At 62.8% G+C, this 17,903-nt stretch carries 14 protein-coding genes and 2 riboswitches; of the genes, 10 read left to right on the top strand and 4 right to left on the bottom strand.

Annotated elements, in window-relative coordinates; genetic code table 11:
• The first annotated feature begins 1,027 nt into the window (after positions 1–1,027).
• The 4 genes from tolQ to tolB all read left to right on the top strand — a co-directional run bounded on the left by tolQ (position 1,028) and on the right by tolB (position 4,635).
• Complete coding sequence (gene tolQ / locus V1273_RS30485) at positions 1,028–1,741, top strand: protein TolQ (RefSeq protein ID WP_028351338.1); 714 nt, start codon at positions 1,028–1,030, stop codon at positions 1,739–1,741.
• Positions 1,742–1,778: 37 nt separating this feature from the next.
• Positions 1,779–2,255 carry a biopolymer transporter ExbD gene (locus V1273_RS30480; RefSeq protein WP_065743115.1) on the top strand — a complete coding sequence of 159 codons (477 nt, stop codon included), beginning with the start codon at positions 1,779–1,781 and terminating at the stop codon, positions 2,253–2,255.
• A gap of 53 nt (positions 2,256–2,308) precedes the next feature.
• Positions 2,309–3,232: a cell envelope integrity protein TolA gene (locus V1273_RS30475; RefSeq protein ID WP_334369034.1), complete on the top strand. Its 924-nt coding sequence runs from the start codon at positions 2,309–2,311 to the stop codon at positions 3,230–3,232.
• Between the two features lie 71 nt (positions 3,233–3,303).
• Complete coding sequence (tolB, locus tag V1273_RS30470) at positions 3,304–4,635, top strand: Tol-Pal system beta propeller repeat protein TolB (protein WP_334369033.1); 1,332 nt, start codon at positions 3,304–3,306, stop codon at positions 4,633–4,635.
• 47 nt (positions 4,636–4,682) lie between these two features.
• On the opposite strand, the gene V1273_RS30465 is transcribed toward tolB, so the two are convergent.
• On the bottom strand, positions 4,683–5,192 hold the full coding sequence (locus tag V1273_RS30465; protein WP_334411799.1) for a hypothetical protein: 510 nt from the start codon (positions 5,190–5,192) through the stop codon (positions 4,683–4,685).
• Positions 5,193–5,270: 78 nt separating this feature from the next.
• Here V1273_RS30465 and V1273_RS30460 point away from each other — a divergent pair, with 78 nt between their 5' ends.
• The 3 genes from V1273_RS30460 (at position 5,271) to pal (ending at position 8,843) form a co-directional block, all read left to right on the top strand.
• Positions 5,271–7,157, top strand: a complete 1,887-nt coding sequence (locus V1273_RS30460) for a putative bifunctional diguanylate cyclase/phosphodiesterase (RefSeq protein ID WP_334411798.1) — start codon at positions 5,271–5,273, stop codon at positions 7,155–7,157.
• 151 nt (positions 7,158–7,308) lie between these two features.
• Entirely contained in the window at positions 7,309–8,049 is a 741-nt protein-coding gene (locus V1273_RS30455) for an N-acyl amino acid synthase FeeM domain-containing protein (protein ID WP_334411797.1), read from the top strand.
• Positions 8,050–8,351: 302 nt separating this feature from the next.
• Positions 8,352–8,843 (top strand): peptidoglycan-associated lipoprotein Pal, encoded by a 492-nt coding sequence (pal, locus tag V1273_RS30450; RefSeq protein ID WP_057838504.1) that lies wholly within the window; start codon positions 8,352–8,354, stop codon positions 8,841–8,843.
• Between the two features lie 55 nt (positions 8,844–8,898).
• On the opposite strand, the gene V1273_RS30445 is transcribed toward pal, so the two are convergent.
• Positions 8,899–9,774, bottom strand: a complete 876-nt coding sequence (locus tag V1273_RS30445) for an alpha/beta fold hydrolase (protein ID WP_334411796.1) — start codon at positions 9,772–9,774, stop codon at positions 8,899–8,901.
• A gap of 181 nt (positions 9,775–9,955) precedes the next feature.
• Here V1273_RS30445 and ybgF point away from each other — a divergent pair, with 181 nt between their 5' ends.
• The 3 genes from ybgF to ftsH all read left to right on the top strand — a co-directional run bounded on the left by ybgF (position 9,956) and on the right by ftsH (position 14,375).
• Positions 9,956–11,101: a tol-pal system protein YbgF gene (ybgF, locus tag V1273_RS30440; protein ID WP_334380159.1), complete on the top strand. Its 1,146-nt coding sequence runs from the start codon at positions 9,956–9,958 to the stop codon at positions 11,099–11,101.
• Between the two features lie 50 nt (positions 11,102–11,151).
• Positions 11,152–12,183: a tRNA lysidine(34) synthetase TilS gene (tilS, locus tag V1273_RS30435; RefSeq protein WP_334380160.1), complete on the top strand. Its 1,032-nt coding sequence runs from the start codon at positions 11,152–11,154 to the stop codon at positions 12,181–12,183.
• Between the two features lie 269 nt (positions 12,184–12,452).
• Entirely contained in the window at positions 12,453–14,375 is a 1,923-nt protein-coding gene (ftsH, locus tag V1273_RS30430; RefSeq protein ID WP_334372821.1) for an ATP-dependent zinc metalloprotease FtsH, read from the top strand.
• A gap of 130 nt (positions 14,376–14,505) precedes the next feature.
• On the opposite strand, the gene V1273_RS30425 is transcribed toward ftsH, so the two are convergent.
• On the bottom strand, positions 14,506–14,706 hold the full coding sequence (locus tag V1273_RS30425) for a hypothetical protein (RefSeq protein WP_057847301.1): 201 nt from the start codon (positions 14,704–14,706) through the stop codon (positions 14,506–14,508).
• 44 nt (positions 14,707–14,750) lie between these two features.
• A complete protein-coding gene (metE, locus tag V1273_RS30420; protein WP_334380161.1) occupies positions 14,751–17,141 on the bottom strand; it encodes a 5-methyltetrahydropteroyltriglutamate--homocysteine S-methyltransferase in 2,391 nt (796 codons plus the stop codon).
• A 113-nt stretch (positions 17,142–17,254) separates the two neighbouring features.
• Positions 17,255–17,468: riboswitch (cobalamin riboswitch) on the bottom strand.
• A gap of 132 nt (positions 17,469–17,600) precedes the next feature.
• Positions 17,601–17,819: riboswitch (cobalamin riboswitch) on the top strand.
• The last annotated feature ends 84 nt before the right edge of the window (positions 17,820–17,903 follow it).

Genomic DNA, 17,903 nt, shown 5'->3' with positions numbered 1-17,903 from the left:
GTACCCAGCCAGTGCTGGGGCGGTACAACGTTAGGCGGCAGGTCGCGTTCCAAGCGAGCTCGAAACCAGGCAGGCACGACGTCGTGAGGCCGCTGAGCCATGCTTGGCCTGTGCATGCAAGAGTGGACAAAGGCGCGAATGCGCCGTAGGCAAATCACTTCTGATTTTCAGAAATCGTGCAAGTCCAGGAATCAGAAAGAATCAAAAATATTCCGCTTAACATGACGGGCAAATCATCGGCATAACTCCGCCCGTCTCACGGCAGAGCACGAAGTAAGCCGTAAAGCCATTGCGCAGGGAAGGCCGGGATGCTTCCGCCGTACCTGTATGCTCGTGTGCGTGTTCTTTGGCGCACTTTGCACACGAGACCGCGGGTGCAGCAAGCACCCGGTCTTCCCTGCGCCCTCCAAATGAGAGGGCGGGAAGTAAAGAGCAAACCTCGGGCGCCAATGCGTCGCGAGAAGGTGAAGGTATGTCACCTCTTTGAAATTGAGTCCGAAAGCTCTTCCGTCGTCCCTGCGAAGGCAGGGACCCATAACCACCGGCGGCAATTGGTTTTGCGAGGTCTTTGTCATCTGGTCCTTTCCAATCATAGCGGCCGCGGAGTATGGGTCCCTGCGTTCGCAGGACGACGGCAAATTCCTTGTTCTCTCGCCCTGAAGGAGCCGCGGAGCGGCCGTCTCGAAGAGCGAAGCCACCGGCCGGCACGACCTATCCGGGCCTGGAACTCGGACCCCAGAGCCCCGTAACCGCCCGGCCGCACTGGACTTCCGGCAGTGGAATTCCCTATTGGTAACCGAAAGTTAACTAAGCTTAGCGTCTGGTTAGGGACGGAATGACGCGCTGGCAGCCCTCGTTTTGACATGTTGGCAGGGGAAGCAATGCCCGGCTTTCGGCGGGCCCCCCATGCGACAGGAAACAGGCTCTCGCGCTGGCGCAAATCGCCGCGCCCGACGCGCGGCTGTGAAACCGGCGGCCATTTGCTCCCGGAGGAATTAGGGACACTTGCGTTGAGAGGATACTACTCATGAATCCCGCCGACGTGGCTCCGTCAGCTCTGCCGCTCGTCTCGGCCGACGTGTCGCTGATCGCGTTATTCTGGCAGGCCCACTGGGTCGTGAAGTCGGTCATGCTGGGCCTGCTCGCCTGCTCGGTCTGGGTCTGGGCGATCGCGATCGACAAGATTTTCCTCTATTCGCGCACCAAGCGCGCGATGGACCGCTTCGAACAGGCGTTCTGGTCGGGACAGTCGATCGAGGAGCTCTATCGCGCGCTTTCGGCGAAACCGACGCAATCGATGGCGGCGTGCTTCGTCGCCGCCATGCGCGAGTGGAAGCGCTCGTTCGAGAGCCAGTCGCGCTCCTTTGCCGGATTGCAGATGCGGATCGAGAAGGTGATGAACGTCTCGATCGCCCGCGAGGTCGAGCGGCTGGAGCGGCGGCTTCTGGTGCTGGCAACCGTCGGCTCCGCCGGCCCGTTCGTCGGCCTGTTCGGAACCGTCTGGGGCATCATGTCGAGCTTCCAGTCGATCGCGGCCTCGAAAAACACCTCGCTCGCGGTCGTTGCGCCCGGCATCGCGGAGGCGCTGTTTGCGACCGCTATCGGTCTTATCGCCGCCATCCCGGCGACGATTTTCTACAATAAGTTCACGTCCGAGGTGAACCGGCAGGCGCAGCGGCTGGAAGGTTTTGCCGACGAGTTTTCAGCCATCCTGTCCCGCCAGATCGACGAGCGGGCGTGAGGGCGGCCAATGACGAGCGCATCGTGAGATCAAGATCATGGCGATGAACATGGCAGGTTCGGCCGGAGGCGGTGGTGGCCGTCGCGGCCGGCGTCGTGCCGCGGTGATGGCGGAGATCAACGTCACGCCGATGGTCGACGTGATGCTGGTGCTGCTCATCATCTTCATGGTGGCGGCGCCGTTGATGACCTCGACCATCGATATCGATCTGCCCGTCGCCGGCGGCGGCAAGCAACTGCAAGCCAACGCGCCGCCGCTGACGCTGTCGGTCAAGCGCACCGGCGGTGCCTGCAATTCCAACGTCGAGCTCTATCTCGGGGACACGCTGATTCCGGCCAATGAGCTCCTGCCGAAGATAACGGCGATCAAGGAGACCCGGTCGGAGGCCGAGAGGGTGGTATACCTGCGGGGGGACAAGGACGTCTGTTACACGGATATGATGAAATTATTGGGGTATATTCGGACGGCAGGGTTCAAGGCGAATATCGTCATCGTGCCGGAGCAGGGCTCCTGAGCCATGCAGCGGCGCGCGGTGATTGACGGCGGAGCGGAAAAGCGCAGGTGAAGATCAAGGTCGACAAGACGGTGATGGCGTCGGTTGCCCTGCACGTCCTCGTGCTGGGGTGGGTGATGCTGTCGTTCTCGACCAAAGCGCTCGAAATGCCGCCGGAAGAGTCGGTGGCTGTCGATGTCGTTTCGTCCGACCAGCTTGCCAAGGTGATGGCGGGCATGAAGACCGGCAAGAAGGAAAACCCGAAGCCGCTGGTCGAGAAGGTTGCCGAAGCCAAGCCGGTCGATGACGCCGTCGGCAAGGTCACCGAGAAAGCGCCTGTCGTGACCGAGACCGCGGCGCCTCCGCAGCCGAAGGTCGAGGAGAAGCCGGTCGAGAAGAAACCCGATCCGCCAAAGGTCGTCGAGAAGCCGAAGGAAGAGCCGAAGCAGGTCGAGAAAAAGCCCGATCCACCGAAGGTCGATCCGATCGGCGACACCCTCAAGAAGGAAGAAAAGAAGCCGCCGCCCAAGCCGGTGCAGGCCGCCAAGCCGCCGGAGCCGCAGAAGCAGAGAATCGTGGAACGGCACTTCGATCAGAACCAGATCGCGGCCCTGCTCGACAAGCGTGATCCGTCGCGTCAGGCCACGACCGGCGACACGTTGAATTCCAATGCGGCCCTCGGCACGGCCAAGGGCGCAGCTGCGGATAATTCCGCAACCTGGGGTTCGATGTTCCAGCGGCAGGTCGAGCGCTGCTGGAAGAAGCCCTATGGCGGGATAGAATCGCAGAAGCCTGAAGTCGCGTTTGCTATCCGTCTGAAGCGCGACGGCACGCTTGAGGGCGCGCCGGTTCCGGAAGGCGTTCCGGCGACGCCGTTCCTGCGGGTCTATCAGGAGAGCGCGTTACGCGCGATCATCGAATGCCAGCCGTACAAGCTGCCGGCGGCGTTTTATGAGGAATGGAAATACTTCGCGCCGGTGTTCAAAGAAAAAGTCTGATTGCGCTCGCCCGTTGGCGATCACACATGAGCAAGATCGAAGCGATGACTGACAAAGATGGATTGCCAAAAATGCCGTTCCGCCTGAACCGCCGGCAGATCATTACCGGAATGGCTGCGCTTGGCGCGGTCGCCGGCGGTCGCAATGCCTTCGCACAGGCGCCGAAGCGGATCCCCATCCCTGAAGGTGAGTTCGTTCCGCTGCCGATCGCGATTCCGAATTTCGTGGCGGGCACGCCCGGCGATGCCGAGGTTGGCGTCGGCGTGGCGCAGGTCATCACCAACAATCTCAAGCGCAGCGGGCTGTTCGCGCCGATCGATCAGGCTGCTCATATCGAGCGCATCACCAACATCGACACTGCGCCGCAATTCCAGAGCTGGAAGCAGATCAACGCGCAGGCGCTGGTGACGGGCCGGATGACGCGGCAGGGCGATGGCCGCCTGAAAGCGGAATTTCGCCTCTGGGACATCAACACCAACCAGCAGCTCACCGGCCAGCAATACTTCACCTCGCCGGAATACTGGCGGCGGATCGCGCACATCATCTCCGACCAGATCTACGAACGCATGACCGGCGAAAAGGGCTATTTCGACAGCCGCGTCGTCTTCGTCGACGAGACCGGATCGAAAGAGCGCCGAGTCAAGCGGCTGGCGCTGATGGATCAGGACGGCGCCAATGTCCGGTATCTGACCAGGGGCTCCGATTTGGTGCTGACGCCGCGCTTTTCGCCGTCGACGCAAGAGATCACCTACATGGAATTCGGCCAGGGCGATCCGCGTGTCTATCTGTTCAACGTCGAGACCGGGCAGCGCGAGATCGTCGGCAATTTCCCCGGCATGTCGTTCTCGCCGCGGTTCTCGCCGGACGGCCAGCGCATCATCATGAGCCTGCAGCAGGGCGGTAACTCGAACCTGTTCGTGATGGACCTGCGCTCGAAATCGACGACGCGGCTGACCGACACGCCGGCGATCGACACCTCGCCGTCCTATTCGCCCGACGGCAGCCGGATCTGTTTCGAATCCGACCGTGGCGGCAAGCCACAGATCTACGTGATGCCGGCCACCGGCGGTGGGGCGCAGCGCATTTCGTTCGGCGAGGGCAGCTATTCGACGCCGGTGTGGTCGCCGCGCGGCGACTACATCGCCTTCACCAAGCAGGGCGGCGGCGCGTTCGCCATCGGCATCATGAAGACCGACGGCTCGGGCGAACGCATTCTTACCTCCGGTTTCCACAACGAAGGTCCGACTTTTTCGCCGAATGGCCGGGTCGTCATGTTCTTCCGCGACCCCGGCGGCAGCGGCGGGCCGTCGCTGTACACGGTCGATATCTCCGGTCGCAACGAATTGCGCGTACCAACGCCCGGTTTCGCCTCCGACCCGGCGTGGTCTCCGCTCCTGTCATAATGGAACCGGGCCGCGCGGACGGCCTGTCATTGATCGGCAAGCATTGCCTAGCCTGCTGATTTTTCAGGCAATTTTGTTGCTTGTCCATCGAAGGCAACGTCTCGGTAACGATGTTCCCTCAGAAAGACTTCATCTCCAGAGGGTAAAACTACGCATCCGACCAGGACGCCAGTACACCCCCTATGCAGCTCGCAAATCAGAGCGGAGAGCCAGATCAGCGACAGATATCGCCGAAGATTGCGGCGGCGCTGATCGATTCGCTGTTCGAAACTCAAGGTCCGGTGCACGTCGGCATCTTCTTCCTGGCCGTGGCGTCGAGCCTGACCGCGCTGAAGACCGGCGAAAATCTGATCTGGGTGTGCGTCGGGCTTCTCCTGTTGGCTGGTGCGATCCGGGCTTTCGATTTGCAACGCTACCAAGCGTGCAAAGCGAACCTGACGGCCGATGAAGCTGAGCGGTGGAAAAAGCGATATCAGATCGGGGCGATTATCCAGGCCGCTGCAATCGGCATATGGGGCGCCGTCACCATGCTGAGCAGCGACGATGCCGTCGCCCATATGATCTGTTTGTCCGTCATTACGGGGGTCTTATCGGGAGGCGCAGGCAGGGCCTATGGACGGCAATGGACATTCCAGTTGCAGGCTGCACTTGCCTTCGGTCCAACCGTGATCGCGCTGGCGCTGCGTGGCACGCCCTATTACGTCGCGATGTCGGTTATCACCGCGGCATTCCTTATCGTTGTCATGCAGATGTCGGCCAATTTGCACGGCATATTCTTGCGGGCGCTTCTGGCGCGCGAGCGCGAGGCGGCGCTCGCCGGACAGTTCGATACCGCCTTGAACAACATGCCCCACGGTCTGTGCATGTTCCGCGGCGACGGACAGCTTGCCGTGATGAATCACCGCTTCTGCGAAATGATGGATCTGTCCGAAGATCTCGTGCACCAGGGCGCGAGCGCGCCCGACATCATCGCCGCCTGCGTGATTGCCGGATCGATCTCGGCGGCGAGTGGACAAATGATCCTCGCCGAAATCGAGAATTCACAGGCCAAGGACGTCATCACCGCCGACCCCGACATCACCAGAAACCGTTCGCTATCGTGGACCTTCCAGCCGATGGCCGGCGGCGGCGCGGTGGTGCTCCTGGAAGACATTACCGAGCGGCGCAACTCCGAAGCCAAGATCAGCCATCTGGCCCGCTACGATGAGCTCACCGAACTCCCCAACCGGGTCAACTTCCGCGACGAGATCGGACATCTTCTGGCAGCCCAGCAGGGCGCCGAACAGTTGTCGGCGCTGCTGTTCGTCGACCTCGACCAGTTCAAGCAGGTCAATGACACGCTCGGCCATCCCTGCGGCGACCAGTTGCTGTGCGCGGTGGCCGCTCGCCTGCGCGAGATGCTGCGGCCCGAGGATTTCGTGGCGCGCTTCGGTGGCGACGAGTTCGTGGTGTTCCAGCAGAACATCCAGTCTCCCGACGACGCCGCCGGTCTCGCGCGGCGCATCGTCGATCGCCTGAGCGAGCGCTACAAGATCGACAACCATCTGGTCGAGATCGGCGCCAGCGTCGGCATTGCCATGACCTCGCGCGGCGTCAGCGCCGACACACTGCTCAAGAATGCCGACATGGCGCTCTATCGCGCCAAGGCCGACGGCCGCGGCACCTTCTGCTTCTTCCGGGAGGAGATGGCGCAAATCGTCGAGTCCCGCCGTATCCTCGAACTGGATCTGCGCAAGGCGCTGGCCAACGAGGAGTTCGAGCTGTTCTTCCAACCACTGGTCAACCTCAAGTCGGGCCGGATATCGACCTGCGAGGCGCTGATACGCTGGAATCATCCAGTCCGCGGCACGGTTTCGCCGACCGATATCATTCCAATCGCCGAGGATATGGGCCTGATCGTCGATCTCGGCCGCTGGATTTTGCGCAAGGCCTGCATGGAATGCATGAAATGGCCCGAAGCCGTCAGCGTTGCCGTCAACTTCTCGCCGCAGCAGTTCCATCAGCGCGACGTGCTCAGCGAAGTCCGCTATGCACTCGAGGTCTCTGGCCTGCCGGCGAACCGGCTCGAAATCGAGATCACCGAATCCTCGCTGCTGCGTAACACGCAGTTGACCCACGACGTGCTGTCGCAATTGCATTCGCTCGGCGTGCGGATCTCGCTCGACGACTTCGGCACCGGCTATTCGAGCCTTAGCTATCTGCACAACTTCCCATTGCAGAAGGTGAAGATCGACCGCTCCTTCCTGGAAGGGATCGATAGCGACCGTCCGCTGACGCTCCTGCGCGGCGTGGCGCGGCTGTCAGCCGATCTTGGAATGTCGGTCGTGGTCGAGGGCATCGAGACCAACGAGCAACTCGAATTGATCAGCGCCGACGGGGCGGTAACCGAAGCGCAGGGCTACCTGTTCAGCCCGCCGGTCCCGGCCGTCCGCGTCCGGCAGTTGCTCAATGCGTCGCACGGTCGCCGCATGCCTGACGACCAGCTCATCGCTGTTTCTTCGCGATCGATCGCGTCAGCGTAATCAGTCCCAATATGTTCGTGCTCTCGACGGCTACTCCGGGTTTTTGCGGGCTGCAAGGTTAACCCTAACGTGTCTAAGCCTTTGCAATTTTGTTAAGGAGCCGTTAATCTTTCGCACTCGTGGAAGTTGTTGTGGAAGGTTAGGAGTACAGATGAAGGCCGGAGCCGAACCGCGCACTTCGCTCTTTGGGCCGGAGTCAGGGTTGTCTGATCGAGTCGATTACCGACTCATGGAAACTCCCGAGGAAAAAGATTGCATCTATTTGATGCGGTACAAAGCCTATCTGCATGGCGGCGTAACCGCACCGTCAGAGTCTCAGCGCGTCAGCGATCACTACGACGATGCGCTCAACGCCTGGATTTTCGGAATCTATGTTGACGGAGAACTCTGCAGTTCTATCCGCCTCAACGTCGTGACGTCAGAATGTCGGATTTCCGGTTCAGCCGACTTGTTCGGGGATGTTCTTCACCCGCGCCTCGATCAAGGTGAAGTTTTCATCGATCCGCTTCGTCTTGCTGCGCTCCCCGAAAAAGCGAGGCGGTTCCCTGACCTTCCCTACCTGACGGTGCGCCTGGCCTATATGGCATGCGAGCATTTCAACGCCGATACCGGGCTCGCGCTCGTTCGTGCCGAGCACCAGGCGTTCTATCGCCGGGTCTTCATGTCCGAGGTCATTGCCGAACCGCGTTCGTTTCCGGGCTTCTTGCCCAAGGTGGCATTGATGGCGTCCGATTACCGGGCCGTGCGGGAAAAGGTCATGACCCGTTTTCCCATCATGCGTTCGACGTCCGTCGAGCGGCGGATGCTGTTCCAGCGCGCCGGTGAGCGCCATTCCACGCCGCGCGGGGTCGTCAGATCTTTCGAGCAGGCCTCGATCGTTCCGATTTCCTGAACCGGCCGAACAACGACGGACCAGACCATCCGGCCCCATAGGGACCTATCCGAATTCCGCGGCTTGTCATTCCTGGGTCACCGTGGCCCAAACGCCGCAAATCCGGTGATTTCGGCCCCTGCGCACTTGCCTTCACCCTCGCGCCACATTTACAAACCATTAACTATCGCAGTCGCTTTTCACGGTTTGTCGGCATTTGATCGGGTCTGGCAAGGTTCCATCAAGGTTGACGGAATGTTTGCTTAACCATCGACCTGTAGACCAGACAACAGTCGAAAAACGTGAGCGTTGGAGGCTCCGGAATGAAATACCAGATGCGTATCCTCCAGGGATGGAAGCTGGCGGCTGTGGTCGCTGTGGCGCTGTCGATGGGCGCCTGCGCCAAGAACAACGTCGGCGCCGATGGCGCGATGGCCAGCGCGGCAACCCCGGGTAGCCAGCAGGACTTCGTGGTTAATGTCGGCGACCGCGTCTTCTTCGAGAGCGACCAGACCGATCTGAGCCCGCAGGCGATCGCCACGCTGGAGAAGCAGGCGCAGTGGCTGCAGACCTACAACCGCTACTCCTTCACCATCGAAGGCCATGCCGACGAGCGCGGCACCCGCGAGTACAACATCGCGCTCGGCGCACGCCGCGCCCAATCGGTGCGCAGCTATCTCGCCTCGCGCGGCATCGACCCGAACCGCATGCGCACGATCTCCTACGGCAAGGAGCGCCCGGTGGCGGTCTGTAACGACATCTCCTGCTGGTCGCAGAACCGCCGCGCCGTCACGGTGCTGAACGCCGGCGCATAAGCATTCGGCCGTCGCAGAAATAGAAATTCAGAACCGGCGCCTTCGGGCGCCGGTTTTATTTTGGGCGGGCGATGAAGTCCCGGATCACCGCCATCGCCCGTTCAGGAGCATCCGGCACCACGGCATGGCCGCAGTTCGCAAACCGTTCGAACTGCACCAGATGGGCCGGCAGGGCAGCCGCGATATCCGCCTGGCTTTCGATCGGATGCATCGGGTCGTCCTCGCCACCCATCACAAGGGTCGGGCATTGAATGCGATGGAGGTCGGGGAACATGTTGAAGGTGTGGCTCTCACCGCCCGGTTTTGCGGAAAAGTGCAGCCCCACCGCCGCCTTTACGATCGTACGGCTTCCGAGGTTCGGGTCGCGCGGCGTCCGCGTATAGATGGGGAAGGCGAGTTTTCGCCAAGCGTCGACCGCGGCTTGATCTCTCGGGCTGTCGACGTCCAGGAACCTGCTGCGCGCGAGCGCGCCCACTTCGGGCCCGCCGAAGCGCTCGAATAGCGCCACGCGCCGGTCAAGATAGGTGTCTCCAGCGGCTTCGGTGCTGATCAGCACCAGCTTTGACGGGTGGTCGGGATGACGCGTGGCATAGGCCAGCGCGACCATCCCGCCGAAGGATGCGCCGAGCACGATCGGGTCGATGATGCCGAGCGCGTCGCAGAACCCGCGCACGTCGTCGCCCCATTGCACTAGCTTCCAGGCCTCTCGAGGACCGTCCTCGCTGCGGCCGTTGCCGCGATGGTCGAGATAGACGATCTGGGCGATATCGGCCAAGGCGGAGTAGGCAGGCTTGTAAATCGAATGGTCGAAGCCGGGGCCGCCATGGAGCAGGAGGACGGTCGGCTTTTCCCGCATCACCGGGCCGTCGGGGACGAATTTCGCGCCCTCGACATCAAAGAACAGCCGCACCCCGTTCACGGACACGTGCATCGGCGGGTCTCCCTCGATTTGTGAACGGTCGGCCGCGTCGGGCGGCTTGTCTTGAAGGGGATACTAAACCATACCGGGCTGCAGCGAACCGATTCGGAAACGCCAGTCACAATTCTGGCGTACTCCCTCTCTCAATGTGTTCTGCTTTCGTTTGACACGTGATTTTCGTCGTCAGGGCAAAATGTCACTCAGATTCCTCAATGCTGCCGGCGCCGCGGCGATTGCCGCGATGCTGGCTTTGTCTGTGCAGCCCTCGGCCGCACAGATCACGTTCCCGTGGGAGCGTTCTCCGCAAGGCTCCCCGCAAGTCCAGGCGCAGTCCGACGACGCCGATCTGGAGATGCGGATCCAGCGGCTGGAAAACCAGCTCCGGCAACTGACCGGCCAGAACGAGGAACTGCAGTACCGCAACCGCCAGCTCGAAGAGCGGCTGCGTCAGCTCGGCGCCGCGCCGCCGGCACCGGGCGGCCAGCCTCCGGCGGCGCAGCCCAGCGTGGCTGCCGCACCGCCTCCAATTCAACCCGGCCCGCCGCAGCAACAGGGCTATCCCCAACAAGCCTATCCGCAGCAGGGGGCTCGCCAGCCGCAGGGCTATCCGCAGGCCCAGCCCGGCTATGACCGGCAACCGCAGATCGCCTCGCCGGCGCCCATCGTGCAGGAGCCGGCAGCCCCGGCGGTCGGCGGCCGCCGCCGCGGCGACGCGTTCGACCCCAGCCAGAATCCCAACGCTCCCGGTGCGCCGCGTGCACTCGGCGGCGGCCAATTGCCAATCTCGAATGAAGCTTCGGTCGGCGCGCCCGGCGGACGCGGACCCGGTGAGCCGCTTAATCTGGGCGGTCCGCGCGATCCCGGTGGTGCCTTGCCGCCGCCCGCTGCAGCCGCACCGCCGCCGCGCGGCCCGGGGCCCGGCGCCAGCGCCGCGCTGACCCCGTTGCCGCCCTCGGCCACGTCGAAGGACGAGTTCGATCTCGGCATCGGCTACATGCAGCGCAAGGATTATGCGCTGGCCGAAGAGACCATGAAGAACTTTGCGCAGAAATATCCGAGCGATCCGCTGATTGGGGATGCGCAATACTGGCTCGGCGAAAGCTATTTCCAGCGCCAGCAATATCGCGACGCCGCCGAAGCGTTCCTCGGCGTGACCACCAAGTTCGACAAATCAGGCAAGGCGCCGGACGCGCTCTTGCGGCTCGGGCAGTCGCTGGCGGCGCTGAAGGAAAAGGAAGCCGCCTGCGCAGCTCTCGGCGAGGTGACGCGGAAATATCCGCGCGCATCTGCCGGCGTCAAAGCCGCCGTCGATCGTGAGCAAAAGCGGGTTAAGTGCTAAAGCATAAGCCGGTCGAGGCCGCCATCGGTCTCGAATAGACTGGCGATGCCATGCCTGATGACGACCACGCGCCGATCTCGGTACAGCAAGCGAAAGAGCTGTTCGCGCACTGGAAGGCCGCGCCCGCGCTCGTGCTGGCGGTGTCCGGCGGGCCCGATTCCCTTGCCCTGATGTGGCTTGCCGCTCGCTGGCGCCGTGCGCTGTCGCGCGGGCCGCGGTTGATCGCCGTCACTGTCGATCATGGCTTGCGGCCGGAGGCCGCCCGCGAGGCGCGCGAGGTCAAGCGTCTCGCCCGCTCGCTCGATCTGCCCCATCGCACGCTGCGCTGGACCGGCGCCAAGCCGAAGACCGGCTTGCCGGCCGCAGCGCGGGAGGCGCGCTATCGCCTGCTGGCGAAAGCTGCGCGGGCGAGCGGCGCGACGCACATCCTGACCGCGCATACCCGCGACGACCAGGCCGAGACACTGCTGATGCGGATGCTGCGCGGCAGCGGCATCGCCGGTCTCGCGGCGATGGCGCGCGAGAGCGAGCGAGAGGGCGTGTGGCTGGCGCGGCCGTTGCTGGACATCCCGAAGTCCCGGCTCGTTGCGACGTTGGACAAGGCAAAGATCGCCTTTGCCGATGATCCCACCAATCGCGACGTGAGTTTCACGCGGCCGCGGCTGCGTGCATTGATGCCGGCTTTGGCAGAGGAGGGCGGTGACAGCCGAAATCTGGCGCGGCTGGCATCAAGGCTGGCGCGGGCGAATGCCGCGATTGAAGTGCTGGCCGACGGCGCCGAGCGCTATCTCGCGGTGAGAGATCGCGATGATGCCACGCGCTTCGGGTTCGATGCCCAGGCGTTTGCCGGTCTGCCCGAGGAAATCCGGCTTCGGCTGCTCAAGCGCGCGATTGACCGGGCCGGTCACGAAGGACCTGCGGAACTCGGCAAGGTCGAGGCGCTGCTGGCAGTGCTGGACAACGCCATTGCGAACGGCCAAAAGCAATCAAGACTGAAACAGACGCTTGCCGGGGCCGCGATCAGCCTTACCGGAGGCCGAATTTATGTCGATGCAGCGCCGCCGCGGGGTAGCCGGGCGTGAGAAGCGTTCCTATCTCCCAATATATCCGCAATGTCGGGACGGAGAGCCTTAACCACCCCGGAAAAACACTGGCGTTTTGCGCCATTTTTTGACCGGGAATCGCGTTAAGATGCGTTAAATAGTCCCGTGTGGTTCCCTTGGCATTGACCCGGGCGCCACCTAGATTGGGTGCAGTGGACCGGGGATTCTCGCCTCACTACCCAAGGAATATTCTAGGGTTACTACCAAGGACATAGGGCCGCGATCCGCGCGACCACGAAGGAAGATCAATGAACGCCAATCTGCGCAACTTCGCCCTCTGGGTCATCATTGTCTTGCTGCTGTTGGCATTGTTCACGCTTTTCCAGAATCCGGGTCAGCGTACCTCCTCGCAGGACATCACGTTTTCGCAGTTGTTGAGCGAGGTCGATCAGAACCGCGTCCGCGACGTCGTGATCCAGGGGCCGGAAATCCACGGCACCTTTACCAACGGCTCCTCGTTCCAGACCTATGCACCGAATGATCCGACGCTGGTGAAGCGTCTCTATGACGGCAAGGTCTCGATCACCGCCAAGCCGCCCGGCGACAACGTGCCCTGGTTCGTGTCGCTGCTCGTTTCGTGGCTGCCCTTTATCGCGCTGATCGGCGTCTGGATCTTCCTGTCCCGCCAGATGCAGGGCGGCGCCGGCAAGGCGATGGGCTTTGGCAAGTCGCGCGCCAAGATGCTGACGGAGGCCCATGGCCGCGTCACTTTCGAAGATGTCGCGGGTGTCGACGAAGCCAAGCAGGACCTGCAGGAGATCGTCGAATTCCTGCGCGACCCCGGAAAATTCCAGCGCCTCGGCGGACGGATTCCGCGCGGCGTGCTGCTGGTCGGTCCTCCCGGCACCGGCAAGACGCTCATCGCGCGGGCGGTCGCGGGCGAAGCCAACGTGCCGTTCTTCACCATTTCCGGTTCTGACTTCGTCGAAATGTTCGTCGGCGTCGGCGCCTCTCGTGTCCGTGACATGTTCGAGCAGGCCAAGAAGAATGCACCCTGCATCATCTTCATCGATGAAATCGACGCGGTCGGCCGTCATCGCGGCGCGGGCCTCGGCGGCGGCAATGACGAGCGCGAACAGACGCTCAACCAGTTGCTGGTCGAGATGGACGGTTTTGAAGCCAATGAAGGCGTGATCCTGATCGCCGCGACCAACCGGCCTGACGTGCTGGATCCCGCGCTGCTGCGTCCCGGCCGTTTCGACCGCCAGGTGGTGGTGCCGAACCCGGACGTCGTTGGCCGCGAGCAGATCCTGAAAGTTCACGTTCGCAAGGTGCCGCTGGCACCCGATATCAACCTCAAGACCATCGCGCGCGGCACCCCGGGCTTCTCCGGCGCCGACCTGATGAACCTCGTCAACGAGGCGGCGCTGACGGCTGCCCGCCGCAACAAGCGTATGGTGACGCAGGCCGAGTTCGAAGAGGCCAAGGACAAGGTGATGATGGGTGCCGAGCGCAAGTCGCTCGTCATGACCGAGGAAGAGAAGCTCTTGACGGCCTATCACGAGGGCGGCCACGCCATCGTCGGCCTGAACGTCGTCGCGACCGATCCGATCCACAAGGCGACGATCATCCCGCGCGGCCGCGCGCTGGGTATGGTGATGCAGCTTCCCGAGCGCGACAAGCTGTCGATGTCGCTCGAGCAGATGACCTCGCGCCTCGCCATCATGATGGGCGGCCGCGTCGCGGAAGAACTGATCTTCGGCCGCGAGAAGGTCACCTCGGGCGCGGCCTCCGACATCGAGCAGGCGACGCGGCTGGCGCGCATGATGGTGACGCGCTGGGGCCTGTCGGAAGAGCTCGGCACCGTGTCCTACGGCGAAAACCAGGACGAGGTGTTTTTGGGCATGTCGGTGTCGCGCACGCAGAACGCCTCGGAAGCGACCGTCCAGAAGATCGACAAGGAGATCAAGCGGCTGGTCGAGGAAGGCTACAACGAGGCCACCAAGATCCTCACCGAGAAGCGCGAGGATCTCGAGACACTGGCCAAGGGCCTGCTCGAATTCGAGACGCTGAGCGGCGACGAGATCATCGATCTGTTGAAGGGCAAGAAGCCCAACCGCGAATCGGTCTTGGAGCCGAGCACGCCGCGCGCTTCTGCCGTACCCCCGGCCGGCAAGCCGCGCCCGCGTCCCGATCCGGACCCGGGTCTGGAGCCGCAGCCCCAGGCGTAAGCGGCGGTCAGTTCTGAACGACGAAAACGCGGCGGTGACGCCGCGTTTTTTGTGCTTGTGATCGGCCCCTTTGTCGCGAATAGACGCGGGCCAATAGCATCTGGTGCAGACCGGGATTGACTTCGAACCTTCATGGCGCCGCGGCCGGCGCCCCGAGGTGTACGGCCAGAATGTGTTCCGGCGTCTCGACCACTTCGACCTTTTGCCCATCGCCGCCGACAAAGGCGAGCACCGTGCGCTCGCCGTCGCGCCACATGCTGCCGACGAGGGCAATGTTGATGTGGGTAGATTGCCCCGTCTCAAATCGCGTGCATTCGATCCAGAAGCGCATGACGTCCTCCTTGATTTGCCTTGATGAGAGACGGGGCGGGCAGGTTACGCCATCGCCCGCAATTCGCGTGCCGCGGCGACCATGTTGGCGAGCGCGGGTCGGACCTCCTCCCATTTGCGGGTCTTCAATCCGCAATCCGGATTGATCCAGATCTGGGTATCCAGGAGCCGCTCTCGCGCCAGCTTCAGCAGGCCGGTCATCTCGCCGATCTCGGGGACGCGCGGCGAATGGATGTCGTAGACGCCGGGGCCGATTTCGTTCGGATAGCGGTAATCCCTGAATGCATCGAGCAGCTCCATCTTCGAGCGCGAGGTCTCGATCGAGATCACGTCGGCGTCCATCGCGCCGATCGCGCCGATAATGTCGTTGAACTCCGAGTAGCACATGTGGGTGTGGATCTGCGTCTCGTCGCGCACGCCGGACGAACAGAGGCGGAAGGCGTCGACGGCCCAGTCGAGATAAACCTTCCATTCGGACTTGCGCAGCGGCAGGCCCTCCCGCAGCGCGGCCTCGTCGATCTGGATCATGCCAGCGCCGGCGGCTTCGAGATCGGCGACCTCGTCGCGGATCGCGAGCGCGATCTGCCGGCAGGCTTCGCTGCGCGGAATGTCGTCGCGGACAAACGACCAGTTCAGAATGGTGACGGGCCCCGTGAGCATCGCCTTCATCGGCTTTTTCGTCAGCGACTGGGCATATTGCCACCACTCGACCGTCATCGGCTTTGGGCGCGAGACGTCGCCGAATAGCACAGGCGGGCGAACGTAGCGCGATCCGTAGGATTGCACCCAGCCGTGCGTAGTGAAGGCAAAGCCTGCGAGCTGTTCGCCGAAATACTGCACCATGTCGTTGCGCTCGAACTCGCCATGCACGAGAACGTCGAGCCCGATATTTTCCTGCCAGCGCACGGTGCGGGCGGTCTGATTCTGCAGATAGAGCTTATAGGCTTCGTCCGTGAGGGCGCCCCTGGCGTGAGCGGAGCGAGCATTCCTGACGTCGGCGGTTTGCGGGAACGAGCCGATGGTGGTGGTCGGGAACGCCGGCAGATTGAAGCGCTCGCGCTGAACGGTGGCGCGTTCAGCGAAGATGCTGGAGCGGAAGCGCATCGGTTCATTGATGCCGGCAACGCGTGCCGCGACCTTCGCATCGTGAATGCGCGGCGAGGCCTTGCGGGAGGTCGCCGCCTGGTCCGATGCGTTCAGGTTGGCTTCGACTGTTCTGCGGCCATCGGCGAGTGCCGTTCCGAGCGTGGCCAGTTCCTCGAGCTTCTGCACCGAAAACGCGAGCCAGCTCTTGATTTCGGGATCGAGCCCGGTCTCCAGCGCCAGATCGATCGGGACGTGCAGCAGCGAGCAGGAGGGGGCGATCTGCACACGATGCTTGCCGAGTTTGGCGATTGCGGGCTCGAGCCGGTCGAGAAGCCGGCTCAAATCCGCGCGCCAGATGTTACGGCCATCGATGATTCCGAGCGACAGCACGCGGTTATCAGGAACTCCGGCGAGGTCGTTGATCTGCTCCGGCGCGCGCACGAGGTCGAGATGCAGGCCGGCGACGGGCAGGGATAGCGCGGTGTCGCGGTTGGCGCCGAGTGCGCCGAAATAGGTCGTCAGCATGATCTTGAGCTGCGGCACGCCGCTCGCGATCTCCGCATAGGCATGATGCAACGCCTGCTGGGCGACGATATCGAGATCGAGCACGAGACACGGCTCGTCGATCTGCACCCATTCCGCGCCCCGGTAGGCAAGTTCGCGCAGCACCTCGATGTAAACCGGCAGCAAGCGATCAAGCAGGGACAGCGGATTGAAGCCGGCATCCTTGCTCTTGGCGAGTTTGAGAAACGTGACGGGGCCGACCAGCACGGGGCGGGTTTGATAGCCCAGCGCCTTGGCTTCCTCGTACTCCTCGATCGGCTTGCGCGAGGCGAGGATGAATTTCTGATCCTTCGTCAGTTCGGGCACCATGTAGTGGTAGTTGGTATCGAACCATTTTGTCATCTCGAGCGCCGGCACGCCGTGCGCATCGTCATGTCCGTGACCGGCATGCCCGCAACTCGCCTCATGCGGCTTGCCTTGCGCGCCGCGGGCCATCGCGAAGTAAGTCGCAAGCGGGACCGGCCCGCCGTTCCAGCGATAGATCTCCGGGATTGCGCCGACCATCACTGATGTGTCGAGCACGTGGTCGTAGAACGAGAAATCGTTCGACGGGATCACGCTAACGCCGAGTTTTTTCTGGCGCGCCCAGTTGGCGGCGCGAAGCCCGACGCCGGTTTCGATCAGCGCCTTCTCGTCGGTTGCGCCCGACCAGAAACTTTCCAAAGCGAATTTCAGCTCGCGGCGCGGACCGATGCGCGGCGCGCCGAGGGAGGCAACGGGAAGCGAAGAAGTGGAGATGGTGGAAGTAGACGTAGCTTTGGAAGAAGTAGCATTGGAAGTAGACATTGGCTTAACCCCAAAAGTTGGGGGCAAAGGCCGAAGTGACACGTCTGGATTTTCGCGAACGGCAGAGCGCGCGCGGAAAATCGCAACCGCACCACCGGGACACCCCGCCCGAGGACGTGTATGTTGTCGAGGCAGGTCTCCTGGCTCGCGGGTCAGTGCTGCTGTCCGGCCTTCCCGAAACCTTGCGAGGTCTCAGTGACTTTGTTGGACAGCGGCTCGCCGCTTACAGTTGCGGGGGCAGCTCCGGCTTTGGCTTTTCGGCCGCACCGGCTTCCCTCTTAGCTTCGGAAGAACGTCTCCCGAAGAACCACGACGGGTCCACTTATCGGCAACGCGGCAGGCGCGTCAACTCGGCGACATTCACCGGCGCGTTGTCATCGTTGTTCACAGCCGCGGGGTTCCGTCGCCGAAATTCTTGCACATCGCCCGCTCCCCCATTGACACGTTCGTTCAAATCGCACCAGATATAGCCGTCACGGTCCGCCATGACCCAACACATGGTGGCTAAGAGGGAAGCCGGTGTATCGCGTATTTGCCGCGAAAATCCGGCGCTGCCCCCGCAACTGTAAGCAGTGAGTTGTTCCGAATCTTACGTCACTGATGCGGCATCGCATTGGGAAGACACGGGAACGACGGCGACCTGCGAGCCAGGAGACCTGCCGCGACACCGAAAAAACGTCCACGGGCGGGGTGTCCCGGCGGCGCTTGCGGACTCATGCCGGCGTTTCTCGCCGAGCATTTGAAGCAGCGTCTTCTCCGACA

The organism is Bradyrhizobium sp. AZCC 1721, from assembly GCF_036924715.1.
Taxonomy (GTDB): domain Bacteria; phylum Pseudomonadota; class Alphaproteobacteria; order Rhizobiales; family Xanthobacteraceae; genus Bradyrhizobium.
This window is presented reverse-complemented; position numbering and strand designations above follow the sequence as displayed.

Bases quoted from the DNA above. Each gene is read 5' to 3' on its own strand.
- tolQ (WP_028351338.1), top strand. From the start codon at position 1,028: ATGAATCCCGCCGACGTGGCTCCGTCAGCTCTGCCGCTCGTCTCGGCC.
- V1273_RS30480 (WP_065743115.1), top strand. From the start codon at position 1,779: ATGGCGATGAACATGGCAGGTTCGGCCGGAGGCGGTGGTGGCCGTCGC.
- tolB (WP_334369033.1), top strand. From the start codon at position 3,304: ATGCCGTTCCGCCTGAACCGCCGGCAGATCATTACCGGAATGGCTGCG.
- V1273_RS30465 (WP_334411799.1), bottom strand. From the start codon at position 5,192: ATGGGCGACGGCATCGTCGCTGCTCAGCATGGTGACGGCGCCCCATAT.
- V1273_RS30455 (WP_334411797.1), top strand. From the start codon at position 7,309: ATGAAGGCCGGAGCCGAACCGCGCACTTCGCTCTTTGGGCCGGAGTCA.
- pal (WP_057838504.1), top strand. From the start codon at position 8,352: ATGAAATACCAGATGCGTATCCTCCAGGGATGGAAGCTGGCGGCTGTG.
- V1273_RS30445 (WP_334411796.1), bottom strand. From the start codon at position 9,774: ATGCACGTGTCCGTGAACGGGGTGCGGCTGTTCTTTGATGTCGAGGGC.
- ybgF (WP_334380159.1), top strand. From the start codon at position 9,956: ATGTCACTCAGATTCCTCAATGCTGCCGGCGCCGCGGCGATTGCCGCG.
- tilS (WP_334380160.1), top strand. From the start codon at position 11,152: ATGCCTGATGACGACCACGCGCCGATCTCGGTACAGCAAGCGAAAGAG.
- ftsH (WP_334372821.1), top strand. From the start codon at position 12,453: ATGAACGCCAATCTGCGCAACTTCGCCCTCTGGGTCATCATTGTCTTG.
- V1273_RS30425 (WP_057847301.1), bottom strand. From the start codon at position 14,706: ATGCGCTTCTGGATCGAATGCACGCGATTTGAGACGGGGCAATCTACC.
- metE (WP_334380161.1), bottom strand. From the start codon at position 17,141: ATGTCTACTTCCAATGCTACTTCTTCCAAAGCTACGTCTACTTCCACC.